Origin of the sequence: Pedomonas sp. V897, from assembly GCF_051304405.1 — a bacterium.
Taxonomy (GTDB): domain Bacteria; phylum Pseudomonadota; class Alphaproteobacteria; order Sphingomonadales; family Sphingomonadaceae; genus Pedomonas.
Window position 1 is genome coordinate 116,747 of sequence record NZ_JBPPGG010000002.1, and the last position, 16,023, is coordinate 132,769.

Genomic DNA, 16,023 nt, shown 5'->3' on the forward strand with positions numbered 1-16,023 from the left:
GGGCGGCGCATGGCGTGCGCGAGTGCCCCTGAGTCCTGAGGAACGAAGCCATGGCGAAGCCGACGACGATCAAGATCAAGCTGGTGAGCACCGCCGACACCGGTTATTTCTACGTGACCAAGAAGAATCCGCGCACGCAGACCGAGAAGCTTACCTTCCGTAAGTACGATCCGGTCGTGCGGAAGCACGTGGAATTCAAGGAAGCCAAGATCAAGTAGTCTTGCCTGTCCTGGTGGATTGCAAGCGCGGCGGGGCAACCTGCCGCGCTTTGCGTTTCGGGGCTGCCGGAACCGGTTGCGGGCGAAGCGGCGCGTGTCTATAGCGCCTCCACCGGGCCCGCGCCCGGCCTGACCCCGGGTTGAAGGATCTCCATTGGAACTCGCTCCGGATATCGTGGGCCTGCTGTGCCTTGCGGCGCTGGTGGCCGGGTTCATCGACGCCATTGCCGGGGGCGGCGGCCTCATCACCATTCCGGCGCTGATGGCGGCGGGGCTCGACCCCGTCACCGCCATTGCCACCAACAAGGCGCAGGCGTGCGTCGGCACCACCTCCGCCACCTGGAGCTACTGGCGCGCCGGCAGGATCGACTTCCGCAGCATCAGGCTGTCCCTGTTCACCACGCTGATCGGCTCGGTGCTGGGCGGCATTGCGGTCATGCACGCGGACACCCGCTGGCTGATGGTGGTGCTGCCGGTGCTGATGGTGGGCATCGCCTTCTACTTCCTGTTCGGCCCCAAGGCCTCGGACGAGGACTCGCAGGCCCGGCTCTCGCCCCCGGCCTATGCGCTGGTCGCGGGCGGGCTCGGCTTCTATGACGGCTTCTTCGGCCCCGGCACCGGCTCGTTCTTCGCGCTCAGCCTCGTCACCCTCGTCGGCATGGGGCTGATCCGCGCCACGGCCCACACCAAGGCGCTGAACCTCACCAGCAACATCGCCTCCGTCGTGGTGCTGGGGGCGAGCGGGCACATCCTCTGGGGGCTGGCGGCGTGCATGGCGGTCGGCCAGTTCTTCGGCGGCCGGCTCGGCGCGCGCTCGGCCATGCGCTTCGGCCCGCAACTGGTGCGCTGGCTGCTGGTGATCATCTCCCTCGCCATGGTGGCCAAGCTGCTCTCCGACCCTGCCAACCCGCTGCGGGAACTGGTGGCGGGCTGGCTCGGCTGACCGCCGGGACGTTGCAGGCGCAAGAGTATTTACTCCCGTAACGGGAAATCGACGCTATGGCGGTTTAAACCTCCGTACAGAGGTTTTTGGCCTATCCATGCGGTAAGGTAGCAGGCGCGTCCGTTTTCGCGCTGTATGGGCTTCTACGGGCGATTACGGGCCATGTCAGGGTGCAGTCTCGCCCCGCTTGGGAGTCTGGCGGAAACGGGGATGACGGGCGCGGCCTAAAAAAGAAGGGGAGCGCGAGGGTCCGCGACCCTCGCATCCTCCCCTTTTGATCCTGAAATGGTTTTGTGTTCAGCCCGCGCGCCTCAGCGGGCGGCACCGACCGCCGCGCCGCCGGTCATCCGCGGAGCGGCAACGGGCGGGTCCGTCCGCAGCTGGCTGTTCATGTAGACCAGCATGAGGGCGGCGCGGTAGGCCGTCTCCTTGAGGTTGGCGACGCCCGCGTGGCCGCCGTCCATGTTCTCGTAGTAGAAGTAGGGGTAGCCCAGTTCTTCCAGCTTCGCCGCCATCTTGCGGGCGTGGCCGGGGTGCACCCGGTCGTCCTTGGTGGAGGTGTAGTAGAAGATCTGCGGGTACTTCTGCCCCGGCTTCAGGTTCTGGTAGGGCGAGTACTTGCTGATGAACGCCCACTGCGCCGGATCGTCCGGGTTGCCGTATTCGGCCATCCACGAGGCGCCCGCCAGCAGCAGGTGGTAGCGCTTCATGTCGGCGAGCGGCACGCCGGAGATGATGGCGCCGAACAGCTCGGGGCGCTGGGTGAGCGCCACGCTGGTGAGCAGGCCGCCGTTGGAGCGGCCATAGAGGCCGAACTGGCGCGGGGTGGTGATGCCGCGCTTCACCAGATCCTCGGAGACGGCGAACAGGTCCTCGTAGGCGCGCTGGCGGTTCTCCAGAAGGGCGGCCTGGTGCCAGGTGGGGCCGTATTCGCCGCCGCCGCGCAGGTTGGCGACCACGTAGGCGCCGCCTTCCTCCAGCCAGAACTGGTATTCGGGCGCCACATAGGAGGGCACCAGCGGCACCTCGAACCCGCCGTAGGCGAACATCCAGGTGGGCAGCGGGCCCTTGGCGTCCCTGGGCTTCACCACGGTGTAGGGCACGCGGGTGCCGTCCTTCGAGGTGGCGAAGAGCTGCTCGACGGTGAAGCGGCTGGCGTCGAAGCGGGCGGGGAGGGAATAGGCCACCCGCATCGGGCCGTCGCCTGCCGCGACCAGTTCGGACGGGGTGGTGTAGCCCTCGCGCTTGAACAGGATCAGGTCGGATTTCGAGCCGGCGCTGACCAGCTCCAGCGCCATGTCCTTGCCGGCGTTGAGGTCGGTTGCCTGCCACGAGCCGTTGCTGCCGGGCTTCAGGGCCAGCAGGCGGCCGCGCACGTTGTCGAGGATGTTCAGGTAGAGCGTGTCCTTCGCCCCGGCGATCTCGCTGATCGCCTGGCCTTCGCCCGGCGCGAACACCTGTTCGATGACGGCGGGCTGGCCCGCCAGCACCGGGTCGATGGCGTAGGCGACGAGCGAGCCCTGCCGGTAGGTGACGCCGTTGTAGGCCCAGTCCGTGCGCAGGAGGGCGATGGCCTTGCCGGCGAACACGGTCTTGAAGTCGGCGTCGATCGGCAGCGGCGAGGGCACCAGCGTGCCGTCCGGCCGCATGTGGTGCAGCTCGGCGGTGAAGAAGGTGACGCCCCGCATGATGACCGGGTAGGTGCCGGTCTCGCTGATGTAGACATCCGGCGCGGCCCACACGTCCTCCACCGTGCCCTCGAAGATGGTGCGGGCCTCGGCCAGCGGCGTGCCGCGCTTCCACAGCTTGAGGATGCGCGGGTAGCCCGAGTTGGTGAGGGTGCCGGGGCCGTAGTCCGTGCCGACGATGAGGGTGTCCTTGTCCAGCCAGTCGAGGCGCACCTTGGCCTCGGGCAGGCGGAAGCCGTCCTCGACGAACCGGCCGGTCGCGGTGTCGAACTCGCGGATCTCGACCGCGTCCTTGCCGCCGTTGGAGATGGCGACGAGGCAGCGTGCGTAGTCCGGCTTGAGGCAGGTCGCGCCCTTCCACACCCAGTTCCTGCCTTCGGATTTGGCGAGCTGGTCCATGTCGAGGAGGATCTGCCACTCCGGCTGGCCGGAGAGGTAGGATGCGAGCGTCGCCTTGCGCCAGATGCCGCGCACGTGGGTGTCGTCCTGCCAGAAGTTGACCACGTGGTCGCCCTGGATGGCGGGCGTCGGGATGCGGCGCTTGTCGCTGAGGATGGCCTCGGCGCGGGCGCGGTAGTCGGCGAACCGGGGCTGGCTCTCCAGCACCCGGAGCGACACGTCATTGCGCGCCTTCACCCAGTCCAGCGGCTTCCGGCCTTCGACTTCCTCCAGCCAGAGGTAGGGGTCGTCCGCCGCCTGCGGCGCGGCGGCGGGCGCGGCAGGAGCCGCCGGTGCGGCGGGCGCCTGCGCCTGAGCCGAGAGAGGCGCGGCCAGCAGCATCATCGCAATCGTGCTGAGGTGCATTTTCATGCCTTGTCCTTCGCAATCAGGGCGCCTGCCGGGATTCACTCCCCCTCCGGCCGGGCGCCGTCGTGGGCTTCATCAAAGGGTGCTGAACTTGTTGTTCTTGCGGTGTCAGCGTTCTGCCAGGCGTGGCAGGAGTTCCACAAAGTTGCAGGGTTTGTGGCGGCTGTCCAACTGATCCTTGAGGATGCGGTCCCAGCCGTCCTTCACCGCGCCGGTGGAGCCGGGCAGGGCAAACAGATAGGTGCCCCGCGCCACCCCGGCCGTCGCGCGCGACTGGATGGTGGAGGTGCCGATGCTCTGGAAGCTGATCCAGCGGAACAGCTCGCCAAAGCCGGGGATCTCCTTCTCCCACACGCGGGCGAAGGCCTCGGGGGTCACGTCCCGCCCCGTCACGCCCGTGCCGCCGGTGGAGATGACCACGTCCACCTCCGGGTCGTTGATCCACGCCTCCAGCTGGGCGGCGATGGCGTCCGCGTCGTCGCGCACGATCTTGCGGTCGGCGAGCCTGTGTCCCGCCGCCTCGATGCGCTCGGCCAGCGTCTGGCCCGAGCGGTCGTCCGCCAGGGTGCGGGTGTCGGAGACGGTGAGAACGGCGATGTTGACGGGCCGGAAGGGCAGGGATTCATCGATCGGCATGGCAATCTCCCTCAGTGAGGCGAGGCGGGATCAGACGGCGCGGAGAGAGCTGCCATTTCCGGCGCGGCGGGCGCCGCCTCGGCGGCGGCCACCACCGGCGCGGCGGCCTCCTCGTCCGCCCCGGCCGGCGGCGGGACCAGCGAGCGGGGGAAGCGGGGCCAGCGGCCCTGGGCCAGGTCGTCCAGGCTGTCGGTCGGCATGTTGAAGCGCAGCTGGTAGAGCCAGTAGTACTGGAGCACCCGCTCCACATAGCCCCGCGTCTGGGCGTAGGGGATGGACTCGATGTAGAGCAGCGGGTCGATCGCGTAGCGGGCGTGGGACTTCCACCGGCTCACCGCCGTGGGGCCCGCGTTGTAGCTGGCGAGAATCCGGGGCAGCAGCCCCTCGTTCGCGGGCCAGTCGCGCAGGTGCTCGAGGTAGGTCTGGCCCGCCTCCAGATTGAACACCGGATCGTTCAGCGAGCCGTGCACCCCGTTCAGCATGCCCTGGCGGCGCATCGCCTGCACGGTGCCGGGCATCAGCTGCATCACGCCGCGCGCCCCGGCGCGGGAGACGGCGTCGGTCTGGAACCGGGATTCCTGAAGGGCGAGGGCAAAGACCAGCGCCTTGTCCACGCGCCAGCCGCCGTGGGGCTCCCAGTCCGGCGCGGGGAAGCGGATCGCCATGGGCGGGGTCTGGCCCTCGGGCGGCCGCAGGCTCAGCCATTTCTGGGTGGAGGGCAGGCCCAGCGCCGAGGCGAGGCGCACCAGCGCGTCGTAGTTGCCGGGGTCGGTCTGGCCCCACAGGTGCTTCAGCTCCCGGTCGGCCCGGCCCAGCTCGCCGATGCGCACCAGCGCCACCGCGCGCTGCACGGCGGGAATGTCGCGAATCTGGTTCCAGTCCGCCTGAATGAAGCCGGGCGGCCCCCAGTTGAACGGCAGGTCCACCCCGAGGAGCCGCAGGGCAAGGAGGCCATAGAAGCTCTCCGGCACCTGCGCCGCCTGCCGCAGCAGCGGGCTGACCCGCTCCGGCCGCTGGCAGGCCAGGTGGGCCCGCGCCTCCCAGAAGCGGGCGGCGGCCATTTCCTCCGCCGACAGGCCGGGCTTTGCGCCCATGGCCGCGAAATGCTGCCCGGCGCGGTCGAATTCGCCCTGCCGCCAGGCGGCCAGCCCCGCCGCCCACAGGGCGCGGCCGGCCTCGGGCGTGTCGGGCGCGCCGGCGGCCTCGCCCACGCGCAGCGCCCCGGCGTCATCGCCCTCGATGTAGTACCGCCAGGCGATCTGATGGCCCCAGCGGGCGTGGGTGTGGGGCGCAAGGCTGCCGCGCGCGCGCTCGGCGTCCAGCATCCGCTCCGCCTCGGCAAGGCGCATGGCGTTGACCAGCGGCTGCAACCGCCGCGCCAGACGGTTGGCGGCAAGGGTTTGCAGCGGCGTGAGGCCCGGCCCGTCCCAGGCGCGGGTGACCGGCTCGGCCGGTTCGGCCACCGACTGGGCGGGCAGGGCCGGAAGGCGGGCATCGGCGGGCTTGACCGCCTCGATGCGCTCGAGGATGCGCGCGGCCAGCGGATGGCTGAGGTTCTCCTCCAGCCACTGGCGCATCTCCTCGAAGGAGGGGTTGCGCTCGGCCAGCATGGCCTCGGCGAGGATGTGGCTGCGCAGGAGCGGCGAGCGGGCTTCCCTCGCCAGCGCGCGGGCCCGGCTCACCTGCCCGGCGTCGATGGCGTCGAACGCCTGCCGGTAGAGCTGGCGGTCCCGGCTGCTCAGGATCTGGGGGATGCTGTCGGGAATGCGGGGGGTGGCCCGGGGCGCCGGGGTGCGGGTCGCGGCCCGGGCCGTGCTCTTGGCAGTCCGGGCTGTGCTCTGGGCCGCCTGTGCGGGCGCGGGGGCGCCGGCCGCGGCCGCCAGCGCGGCGGTGGCGGCCAGGAGGCAGACAGCCGTCCGCAGCTTCGCCCGCCGGGCGGCGGCGCGATGTCCGGGGCGCCGCATCACTGCGCGGACCCGATACGGTCCTTGAACGCCAGCAGATCCTCCCAGGAGAGGCGCTTCTGGGCCGGCTGGCGCAGGAGATAGGCCGGGTGGAAGGAGGCGAGGGTGGGGACGGTCAGGCTGCCGTAGACCACGTCCTTCCACTGGCCGCGCAGGCGGGTGATGCCGGTTTCCGTGTCGAACAGCGACTTGGCCGAGGTGCCGCCCAGCGCCAGCACCACCCGCGGCTTCACCAGCTCCACGTGGCGCTGCACGAACGGCCGGCACAGGGCGATTTCCTGCGGCGTCGGCGTGCGGTTGCCGGGCGGCCGCCAGAAGAACATGTTGGTGATGTAGATGCTGTCCCGGTCGAGGCCGATGGCGGCCAGCATCCGGTCGAGCAGCTGTCCCGCCGCGCCGACGAAGGGCTTGCCCTGCCGGTCCTCCTCCGCGCCGGGTGCCTCGCCGATGATCATCAGCCGCGAGTCGGGGTTGCCGTCGAAAATGACCGTGCGGTTGGCCGTGGCCTTGACCGGCACGCCCTCGAATCCCTCGATGGCGGCGTAGAGCGCCTCCAGCGTGTCGGCCTCTGCCGCCAGGCGCGCGGCCTCGGCGGCCGCTTCGGAGACGCTGACAGATGCCGGGGCCATGGACGTGCGCGCCTCCGCCCACCGGGAAGGGACGGGCTGCCCGGGGAGAGTCGGCGTCTGCCACTCCTCCCGGGGGGGATTTTCGAACCGATTCGCCTGGTGGAGGTCTTGATTCTCCCGGACAGGAGGCTGTCTTGCGAAGGAATCGCGCGCAGACGAAAACCCGGCCGGGTCCGCCAGGACTCCTGCCGTTACGCGCGGCGCATCTGTCGGTTCCGACAGTTGCGGGCGAACCAGCCACGAGGCAGGCATGTCGTCGACCAGCGACGTGCAACCCGCATCCAGGAGCCAGCTCAGGGCTGCGGCGGCCAGCCGCCCCTCCTCCTTCGCACCTTCCATCATGGCGACATGTGAGAGAGCATTCGTCCTCTGGTCAACCGCTTTTGTGCCTCGTATGTGTGCGTATTGAGTAGGCTGATAACGAATCGAAACCCGACAGGAGGGGAGAGGACAGGAAATGACTGAACGCGAAGCCATGCCTTATGATGTGGTAATCGTCGGCGGGGGGCCGGCGGGGCTGGCGGCAGCGATTCGTCTGAAGCAGCTCTCGCAGGAGCAGGGTCACGACGTTTCGGTTTGCGTGCTGGAGAAGGGGTCCGAGATCGGCGCACATATCCTCTCGGGGGCTGTCGTCGACCCGATCGCGCTCAATGAGCTGATCCCCGACTGGAAGGAGCGGGGCGCCCCGCTCAACACGCCGGTGACCGACAACCGGCACTGGGTGCTCACCAAGAACGGCAAGATCGACATTCCCCACTTCCTGCTGCCGCCCCTCATGTCCAACGAGGGCTGCTACACGCTGAGCCTGGGCAACCTGTGCCGCTGGCTGGCCTCGCAGGCCGAGGAGCTGGGCGTCGAGATCTTCCCCGGCTTCGCGGGCGCGGAGATCCTCTACAACGAGGACGGCTCGGTGAAGGGCGTGGCCACCGGCGACATGGGCGTTGCCCGCGACGGCAGCCACAAGGACATGTACCAGCCGGGCCTGGAGCTGCACGCCAAGTACACCTTCTTCGCCGAGGGCGTGCGCGGCCACCTCTCCAAGCAGCTGATGGACCGCTTCGCCCTGCGCGAGGGCGTGGAGCCGCAGACCTACGCCATCGGCATCAAGGAGCTGTGGGACGTGGACCCGGAGAAGCACAAGCCGGGCACGGTCATCCACACCCAGGGCTGGCCGCTCGATGACGTGGCGGGCGGCGGCTTCATCTACCACCAGGAGAACAACCAGGTCGCCATCGGCTTCGTCGTGGCGCTGGACTACAAGAACCCCTACCTCTCGCCGTTCGACGAGATGCAGCGCTTCAAGACCCACCCGGCCATCCGCCCGCTGCTGGAAGGCGGCCGCCGCGTGGCCTATGGCGCCCGCGCCATCAACGAGGGCGGCTGGCAGTCCATCCCGAAGCTGGTGTTCCCGGGCGGCGCGCTCATCGGCTGCTCGGCCGGTTTCGTCAACGTGCCGCGCATCAAGGGCAGCCACAACGCGATGAAGTCCGGCATGCTGGCGGCCGAGGCGGCGTTCGAGCGGCTGAAGGCCGGCTCGGAGGGCCATGACGAGCTGACCGCCTACCCGGAGGCGCTGAACAACTCCTGGGTGCGCGAGGATCTCTACAAGGTCCGCAACGCCCGCCCGGCGCTGGCCAAGTTCGGCGTGACGCTCGGCACGATCTACACCGGGATCGACCTGTGGCTCCACGATCTGGGCCTCGGCAAGCTGATCCCGTGGACCTTCGGCCACCACCCGGATCACACCCAGCTGCGCCGCAAGGAGCACTGCTACCCGATCGCCTACCCGAAGCCGGACGGCAAGATCACCTTCGACAAGCTGTCGTCGGTGTTCCTGTCCAACACCAACCACGAAGAAGACCAGCCCGTCCATCTGACCTTGAAGGACAAGGACGTTCCGGTCAAAATCAACCTTGAACTCTATGACGCGCCGGAGCAGCGTTACTGCCCGGCAGGCGTCTACGAGATCGTCGGGTTGGACACGGGCGAGCCGCGGTTGCAGATCAACGCGCAGAACTGCGTGCACTGCAAGACCTGCGACATCAAGGATCCAACCCAGAACATCAACTGGGTTGCACCCGAAGGCGGGGGCGGGCCGAACTACCCCAACATGTGAGGCTGTGTGAGAAGAAAGAACCAAGCCGTCGTCGCCGCCCTCATCACGGGACTTCTTGCCTCGGGAAGCCTCGGGGCGACGGCGCCGGCCGCAGCCACCCTCTCCCCCGGAGAGGAGATGGAAGGCTATCGGGACTATGTCCTGGGGCGGTACGCCTGGTCCAATGACGAGCTGGGGGCGGCCGCCCACTACTTCTCCCGCGCCTTGCAGCATCAGGACAGCGACCCGGTGCTGCGCCAGCGCACCTTCGAGCTGGCGCTCGCCTCCGGCGACCGGCGCCTCGCGCTGGAGACCGCCCGGGAGGTGCTGGCGGCCGACCCGGAGAACTCGACGGCGGCGCTGGTGCTGATTGCCGAGGCCTTCCGCAAGGGCGAGTTCAAGAAAACCGAAGCGCTCATCTCCAAGCTGGCCGTGGGCGGCATCGAGGCGGTGATCGCCCCGGTCCTGAACGCCTGGGCCCAGCAGGGGCAGGGCGACAGGAAGGGGGCGCTGGCCACCATCCAGCCGCCCGAGACCGAGGGGGTGCAGCGGCTCTACCAGCTGGAGCATGCCGGCCACATCGCCCTCGCACAGGGCAAGGCGGAGGAGGCGCTCGCCTGCTACCGGCAGGCCCTGCAGATGGACGGCAACGGCCTGTGGCGTCTGCGCCTCTCGGCCGCGGCCGCCGCGCAGCGGGTGGGGAACACGGCGCAGGCCTCGGCCCTGCTGGAGATGGAGACCGACCCGGACCGCCGCGCCTACTTCGAGGACGCGCGCCGCCGCCTGGCGGAGGGCAAGAAGATCGAGGCGCCGGTCGCGACCCCCGCGCAGGGGCTGGCGGAGCTGATGCTGCACGCCGCCGCCGACCTGATGCAGGGCGAGCCGATCCCGCTCGCGCTGGTCTTCTCCCGGGTGGCGGAAATCGCCCGGCCGGACATGGTGGAGGCCCGGCTGCTCTCCGCCCGCATCCTCCGGCTCAACAAGGAAGCCCGCGGCGCGCTGGCGACCATCGAGACGCTCGGGATCGACGGGCCGTTCGGCGTCGACGTGATGCTGGAGAAGGCGCGCATCCTTCAGGACATGGACAAGGCCGACGAGGCGCTGGCGCTCCTGGAATCGGCGAGCGTGCGTTTCCCCTCCAGCCGCCGCGCCCGCGTGGAGCTGGGCGAGGCGCTGCGCCAGGCGGAGCGCTACACGGAAGCCGTCGCCGCCTATTCCGCCGCCATCGACCTGCTGCCGGCGACGCGCAAGCAGGACTGGTATCTCTATTTCCTGCGCGGGGTCGGCTACGAGCGCATGGGCCGCTGGTCCGAGGCGGAGGCCGATCTGCGCAAGGCGCTGGAGCTCAACCCGGACGAGCCGAACGCCCTCAATTACCTCGGCTATTCGTACCTGGAGCAGGGGCGCAACATCGAGGAGGCCAAGCGGCTGATTGCCCGGGCCGTCGAGCTGCGGCCCGGCGACGGCTTCATCATCGATTCCCTCGGCTGGGCCTACTTCATGGCCGGCGAGTACGATCAGGCGGTGAAGCATCTGGAAGAGGCGGTCGCCGCCGAGCCGGGTGATCCCACCATCAACGAACATCTGGGCGATGCCTACTGGCGGGTGGGGCGCACCATCGAGGCCCGCTTCCGCTGGCGCGCCGCCATGGACAGCGAACCGGCGGACGACCAGTCGCGCCGTCTGCTCGCCAAGCTGGAACTCGGCCTCGACGGGGCCGCCGCATCGACCCTCCAGGCGACACGCACGCGCTGACCGCCCATGCAGCTTCAAACGATTACCGAGCCCGCTCCGGCCAAGCTCAACCTGTTCCTGCACGTCGTCGGACGGCGGGAGGACGGCTACCATCTGCTGGAGACCGTGTTTGCCTTCACCGAGGCGGGCGACACGCTGGAGGCGAGCCCGGCCGGGACGCTTTCGCTTGCGATCGAGGGGCCATACGCCGGGGCGCTGGCGGCCGAGAGCGACAATCTGGTGCTGCGGGCGGCAAGGGCGCTGGCCGGGGCCGCCGGGCTGGGCGCGGCGGGGGCGCGGCTCGTGCTGCGCAAGGCCCTGCCGGTGGCGGCGGGGCTGGGCGGCGGCTCGGCGGATGCGGCGGCAACGCTGCGGGCGCTGAACCGCCTGTGGGATCTGAACTGGCCGCTGGACCGCCTCGCCGCCATCGGCGGGGCGCTTGGCGCGGACATTCCCGCCTGCGTCTACAGCCGCCCCATGCTGGGGCAGGGCATCGGCACCGACCTCAGCCCCCTGCCGCTGAGCGAGTCGTTGCCGGTCGTGCTGGTCAATCCGGGCGTGCCGCTGGTGACGGCCCATGTGTTCCGCGCCTTTGCCGAGCGGAGGCAGGGGTTCTCGCCAAGGCTCGCGGCAGGCAGCCTGCCCGCCCACGCCTCGCTCGACTGGGTGTCCGGCCTCGCCAATGATCTGGAAGCGGCGGCCCGCGCCTGCTGCCCGCTGCTCGACGCGGTGGAGAGCGCCCTGCGCCGGCAGGAGGGGGTGCGGCTGGTGCGCATGGCGGGCTCGGGCCCGACCTGGTTCGCTGTCTTCGGCGACGGGGCGCAGACGCAGAAGGCCGCCGACAGGTTGCAGGAGGAGCATCCGGCATGGTGGGTGGCGCGATCGACAGTCCTGTGCGGTTAAAGCGAAACGGGCCGCCGAGCTTTGCTTGACGGTTTGCGGGTCCGTCTCTATCAGCCGTTTCGCTGGCAGTTAGTCTATCAGGGGGAATATCCATGCATGTGAGGGTCTGCGGTGGTCGCGCATCGAACGATCGGCAGCGCGACGGTGCCGCGTCAGGACTCTCTGGCCATGCCATCAAGCGCATGTGTGCAGGGATTGCAGTGATCAGCGCCATGCTGGGGTTTGGCCTGCCCGCCCAGGCGCAGATGTTCGACCCCAACATGCTGAAGCAGCTCCAGGGGCAGCTCTCCGGCCGCACCGGGCAGTCCATGATGACGACATCGCCCGTGGACGAGTCCCGGAATGCCAGCGATACGTCCGGGTTCCCTGGTCTGAGCGACCCGCTCTCCGGCATGACGGAGAGCGAGCGCCTGCTGCGCGAGTTGCAGGCCCAGGAGATTCTGACCCAGAATTACAAGCCCTCCGCGCTCGAGGAATCGTATCGCGAGCGCACCGGCAACGAAGAGCTGCGCCAGTTCGGCTACGAACTGTTCGAGAAGTTCCTTGACCGGCAGGCACAGCAGAGCGCGTTCACCGGCCGGGTCAGCGGCAACTATATCGTCGGCGTCGGCGACGAGTTCGTCGTCCTGTTCCAGGGGCCGGAGCCGCGCAACATCACCACCCGCGTTGACCGGGAAGGGCGGATCATCATCGACCAGCTGCCGCCGATCGCGGCGGCCGGCCGCCGCTTCGACGCGGTGGTGCAGGACATTCAGGCGGCCACCCGCCAGACCCTGCTCGGCACCGAAGCCCATGTGTCGCTCGGCGCCGTGCGCTCGATTTCCGTCGTCGTCGGCGGTGAGGTGGAGCGTCCCGGCCAGTACACGCTCACCTCCCTCAGCGACATCACCCAGGCGCTGGCGCAGGCGCGGGGCATCCGCCGCACGGGCTCGCTGCGCCAGGTGCGGGTCGAGCGCGCCGGCCGCAGCTTTGTCGTTGATCTCTATGGCTTGCTGGGCATCGGCTCGCCGCCGGTCATCCACCTGCAGGATGGCGACCGGATCATCGTGCCGACCGTCGGGCGCACCATCGCCGTCACCGGCTCGGTTGTGCGTCCGGGCATCTTCGAGCTGGCGCCGGGCAGCAGCACGCTGACGCTGGCTCAGGCGGTGGCCATGGCGGGCGGCGCCCTGCGCCCGAGCGGCAATGACTTCTCGGTCCTGCGGATTCAGCCCAACGGGCAGGAAGAAGTGGTCTCGCTCACCGCCGAGAGCGAAAAGCTGCAAGCCGGCGACGTGGTGCAGGTGGTGAGCCGGGAGCGGAGCACCACCGGCAAGGTGCTGCTGACCGGGTTCGTCAACAGCCCGGGCGTGCGCTCGCTGTCGATGGCGCCCACGGTGAAGTCGCTGCTGGGCTCGGCCGAGAACCTGCGCATGGGCAGCTACCTGCCCTTCGCCGTGCTGCTGCGCCGCGACCCGATCACCAGCTCGGTGTCCTACTCGGGCGTCAATCTCTATGAAGTCTTCTACGAAAACCAGGATGTGAGCCTGCGCAGCGAAGACCAGCTCATCATTCTGGGCAACAAGGATATCGCCTTCCTCCAGAGCACCCCGGTGCGCAGCATCGTGCTCGGCCTGCCCAATCCGCTGCCGGATTGCCGTTCGCTGACCTATCTGGAAGTGCTCGTCGGCGACAGCCAGTCGGACCGCTTCGCCGCCGTGACCCGCGGCTCCTACATCGTCGACCAGGGCGAGACCCTCAAGATCGGGTCCGCAGGCGGCGTGCAGAGCAACCTGGGCGTGGTGAACAACGACCAGGCATTCGGTGACGACCCGAACGCCTCCATGGGCATGGCGGGCGGCTCGCGCATGCTGGCGGGCCGGGACGTCCGGGATCAGAACGCCCAGACGCAGGACCCGAAGGCCAAGGACGCCCTGGGCCGGGACATCCTGACCAAGGAGGACAAGGCCAAGAAGGAGGAAGTGTGCCCCGCGGTCTTTGAGGAGAACCCGTCGGTTCTGCCCTTCCTTCTCGAGAACGTGGTGGTGCTGAGCGGCAACCTGCGCCGCCCGGGCATCTACCCGGTGTGGGGCGCGCTGCCGGTCTCGGTGCTGGCGTCGATCGCGGAAGGGATCTCGTCCCGCGCGGAGACGTTCTCGATCGACCTGTCGCGGGCCGATCCGTACCGCGGTACGGCGACCAGCTTCGCCATGGATGGCACGATGGAGATGTTCGCCGCGATCAAGGTCGCGGCAGGCGATGACGTGCGCTTCAACACGGTCCAGCCCAAGTACGAGGCGGGCGCGGTGCTGCTGACGGGCGAGTTCCTCCGCCCGGGCCTCTACACCATCCGCAAGGGCGAGAAGCTCTCCGAGCTGATCGCGCGGGCGGGCGGCCTGACGGAGCACGCCTATCCCTATGGCGCCGTCTTTACCCGCCGCAGCGTCAAGAAGGCGCAGCAGGAAGGGTTCCGCCGGACGGCGCGTGAAATGAACACGGCGCTGCTGTCCATGTCCGCCCGCAAGGGTGTCAGTGCCGATGCCATGTCCTCGGCGATGATGCTCTCGCGGGACCTGGCGACGGTGGACGCGCCCGGCCGCATGGTGGTGGAGGCCGACCCGGCCGTGCTGGAGGCCTATCCCGAGGCGGATACGGTGCTCGAGGCGGGCGACGCCATCTACATGCCCAAGCGGCCCAACTTCGTGCTGGCCATGGGCGACGTGCTCAATCCGGGCGCATTGCAGTTCGCCAAGGGCAAGACCGCGCAGGACTACATCAAGGAGGCGGGCGGCATTCAGCGCTCGGCCGACGATGACCGCATCTTCATCGTCTACCCGAACGGCGTGGCCCAGCCGCTGAAGACCTCGGGCTGGTTCCGCTCGGGGGCTCCGGTTGTGCCGCCGGGCAGCACGATCGTTGTGCCGAAGAACATCGATCCGCTTTATACCCTTGATATTGTGAAGGACGTTGCGACCATTATTGGTCAGTTCGCAACGGCTCTGGCATCGATTGCTGTGATCTCGAGGTAAGACAGAGGTGCGTTGCGTTCTTGATCGGATCGTCCGCCGAAGTATCTGACGGGCAGGCAAAACTGGGGGGAGCTCTATGACCGCACTGCTGGGGCCAAAAACACGTGTGGCCGTCATCGGCCTTGGATATGTTGGATTGCCCTTGGCGGTTGTGTTGGCTCGCCACTTCGACACGATCGGTTTCGACATCAACGAAACCCGCATCGAGGAGTTGAAGCGGGGACACGACCGGACGGGAGAAGTGGATGAGCCGGCCCTCCGGGCCTCGACGCTGCACCTGACCTCCAATCTGGAGGAGTGCCGGGGGGCGGAGATCTTCATCGTCACCGTGCCGACGCCGGTCGACGAGACCAACAAGCCGGACCTGCGGCCGGTCATGTCCGCCACCCGGAGCGTCGCCAGCGTGCTGACGCCCGGCGCCGGCGCGATCGTGGTCTACGAAAGCACGGTCTACCCGGGCGTGACGGAAGACATCTGCGGCCCCGAGCTGGAGCGGGTCTCGGGCCTCAAGCGGGGCGTGGACTTCTTCCTCGGCTACTCGCCGGAGCGGATCAACCCGGGCGACCGCGAGCATACGGTTGACCGCATCACCAAGGTGATCTCCGGCGAGACGCCCGAAGTCGTCGAGAAGCTGGCGGCCCTCTACGGGGCGGTCACCAGCGGCGGCGTGTTCCGGGCCAAGAGCATCAAGGCGGCCGAGGCTGCCAAGGTGATCGAGAACGCCCAGCGCGACATCAACATCGCCTTCATCAATGAAGTGGCGATGATCTTCCAGAAGATCGGCCTGTCCGCCTACGACGTGCTGGAAGCGGCGGGGACCAAGTGGAACTTCCTCAAGTTCTCGCCCGGTCTGGTGGGCGGCCACTGCATCGGCGTCGATCCCTATTACCTGTCGTTCCGGGCCCAGGAACTGGGCCATGACCCCGAGGTCATTTTGGCCGGGCGGCGGATCAATGACGGCATGGGCCGCTATATCGCCGACTGCGTCCATGAGCGGCTCGCCCCGAACTCGCGGATTCTGGTGCTCGGCCTGACCTTCAAGGAAAACGTGCCCGATCTGCGGAACTCCAAGGTCATCGATGTGATCCGGGGCCTCGAAAGCCATGGCCATACGGTGCGGGTCCACGACCCGCTCGCCGATGGCGAGGAGGCTCACGAGGAATACGGTGTCCGGCTGCTGCGCCGCATGGCCGACATCCGCATGGATGATCCGCGCCGGTCGGCCGAGATGGAGCCGTTCGACGCGGTGGTGGCCGCCGTGCCGCACACCGTCTATGCCCAGATGAGCGCGGACCACATCGCCCGCATCGTCAAGCCGGGCGGTCTGGTCGCGGACATCAAGGGTATGTGGCGGAATCTGGCCCTGCCGGAGACGATCCGGCGCTGGCAGCTCTGATC

At 68.8% G+C, this 16,023-nt stretch carries 11 protein-coding genes; 7 read left to right on the forward strand and 4 right to left on the reverse strand.

What is annotated here, in order from left to right:
• Positions 1-50: 50 nt before the first annotated feature.
• Both rpmG and ACSJJU_RS06610 read left to right on the forward strand, forming a co-directional pair.
• Positions 51-218, forward strand: coding sequence for a 50S ribosomal protein L33 (rpmG, locus tag ACSJJU_RS06605; protein ID WP_435914517.1), 168 nt, complete (start codon positions 51-53; stop codon positions 216-218).
• 154 nt (positions 219-372) lie between these two features.
• Positions 373-1,161, forward strand: coding sequence for a TSUP family transporter (locus ACSJJU_RS06610; RefSeq protein ID WP_435914518.1), 789 nt, complete (start codon positions 373-375; stop codon positions 1,159-1,161).
• Between the two features lie 311 nt (positions 1,162-1,472).
• On the opposite strand, the gene ACSJJU_RS06615 is transcribed toward ACSJJU_RS06610, so the two are convergent.
• The 4 genes from ACSJJU_RS06615 to ACSJJU_RS06630 all read right to left on the reverse strand — a co-directional run bounded on the left by ACSJJU_RS06615 (position 1,473) and on the right by ACSJJU_RS06630 (position 6,885).
• The gene (locus ACSJJU_RS06615) at positions 1,473-3,659 is read right to left on the reverse strand and encodes a prolyl oligopeptidase family serine peptidase (RefSeq protein WP_435914520.1); all 2,187 of its coding nucleotides are present in this window, start codon (positions 3,657-3,659) and stop codon (positions 1,473-1,475) included.
• A 105-nt stretch (positions 3,660-3,764) separates the two neighbouring features.
• Positions 3,765-4,292 (reverse strand): molybdenum cofactor biosynthesis protein B, encoded by a 528-nt coding sequence (gene moaB, locus ACSJJU_RS06620; RefSeq protein ID WP_435914521.1) that lies wholly within the window; start codon positions 4,290-4,292, stop codon positions 3,765-3,767.
• Between the two features lie 11 nt (positions 4,293-4,303).
• Positions 4,304-6,256 carry a lytic transglycosylase domain-containing protein gene (locus tag ACSJJU_RS06625; RefSeq protein WP_435914522.1) on the reverse strand — a complete coding sequence of 651 codons (1,953 nt, stop codon included), beginning with the start codon at positions 6,254-6,256 and terminating at the stop codon, positions 4,304-4,306.
• Positions 6,256-6,885 carry a uracil-DNA glycosylase gene (locus ACSJJU_RS06630; protein WP_435914523.1) on the reverse strand — a complete coding sequence of 210 codons (630 nt, stop codon included), beginning with the start codon at positions 6,883-6,885 and terminating at the stop codon, positions 6,256-6,258. Before ACSJJU_RS06630 ends, ACSJJU_RS06625 begins: the two co-directional genes overlap by 1 nt.
• 457 nt (positions 6,886-7,342) lie before the next feature.
• On the opposite strand from ACSJJU_RS06630, the gene ACSJJU_RS06635 reads away from it, so the two are divergent.
• The 5 genes from ACSJJU_RS06635 to ACSJJU_RS06655 all read left to right on the forward strand — a co-directional run bounded on the left by ACSJJU_RS06635 (position 7,343) and on the right by ACSJJU_RS06655 (position 16,021).
• The gene (locus ACSJJU_RS06635; protein WP_435914524.1) at positions 7,343-9,001 is read left to right on the forward strand and encodes an electron transfer flavoprotein-ubiquinone oxidoreductase; all 1,659 of its coding nucleotides are present in this window, start codon (positions 7,343-7,345) and stop codon (positions 8,999-9,001) included.
• Positions 9,002-9,007: 6 nt separating this feature from the next.
• Positions 9,008-10,735: a tetratricopeptide repeat protein gene (locus ACSJJU_RS06640; RefSeq protein WP_435914525.1), complete on the forward strand. Its 1,728-nt coding sequence runs from the start codon at positions 9,008-9,010 to the stop codon at positions 10,733-10,735.
• A gap of 6 nt (positions 10,736-10,741) precedes the next feature.
• Complete coding sequence (locus ACSJJU_RS06645) at positions 10,742-11,617, forward strand: 4-(cytidine 5'-diphospho)-2-C-methyl-D-erythritol kinase (RefSeq protein WP_435914526.1); 876 nt, start codon at positions 10,742-10,744, stop codon at positions 11,615-11,617.
• A gap of 212 nt (positions 11,618-11,829) precedes the next feature.
• Positions 11,830-14,625 (forward strand): SLBB domain-containing protein, encoded by a 2,796-nt coding sequence (locus ACSJJU_RS06650; RefSeq protein ID WP_435914528.1) that lies wholly within the window; start codon positions 11,830-11,832, stop codon positions 14,623-14,625.
• A gap of 76 nt (positions 14,626-14,701) precedes the next feature.
• Positions 14,702-16,021, forward strand: coding sequence for a nucleotide sugar dehydrogenase (locus ACSJJU_RS06655; RefSeq protein WP_435914529.1), 1,320 nt, complete (start codon positions 14,702-14,704; stop codon positions 16,019-16,021).
• Positions 16,022-16,023 lie beyond the last annotated feature (2 nt).

Coding starts and splice junctions, on each gene's coding strand:
- ACSJJU_RS06655 (WP_435914529.1), top strand. CDS start 14,702: ATGACCGCACTGCTGGGGCCAAAAACACGTGTGGCCGTCATCGGCCTT.
- ACSJJU_RS06630 (WP_435914523.1), bottom strand. CDS start 6,885: ATGGCCCCGGCATCTGTCAGCGTCTCCGAAGCGGCCGCCGAGGCCGCG.
- moaB (WP_435914521.1), bottom strand. CDS start 4,292: ATGCCGATCGATGAATCCCTGCCCTTCCGGCCCGTCAACATCGCCGTT.
- ACSJJU_RS06615 (WP_435914520.1), bottom strand. CDS start 3,659: ATGAAAATGCACCTCAGCACGATTGCGATGATGCTGCTGGCCGCGCCT.
- ACSJJU_RS06625 (WP_435914522.1), bottom strand. CDS start 6,256: ATGCGGCGCCCCGGACATCGCGCCGCCGCCCGGCGGGCGAAGCTGCGG.
- ACSJJU_RS06645 (WP_435914526.1), top strand. CDS start 10,742: ATGCAGCTTCAAACGATTACCGAGCCCGCTCCGGCCAAGCTCAACCTG.
- rpmG (WP_435914517.1), top strand. CDS start 51: ATGGCGAAGCCGACGACGATCAAGATCAAGCTGGTGAGCACCGCCGAC.
- ACSJJU_RS06650 (WP_435914528.1), top strand. CDS start 11,830: ATGCTGGGGTTTGGCCTGCCCGCCCAGGCGCAGATGTTCGACCCCAAC.
- ACSJJU_RS06635 (WP_435914524.1), top strand. CDS start 7,343: ATGACTGAACGCGAAGCCATGCCTTATGATGTGGTAATCGTCGGCGGG.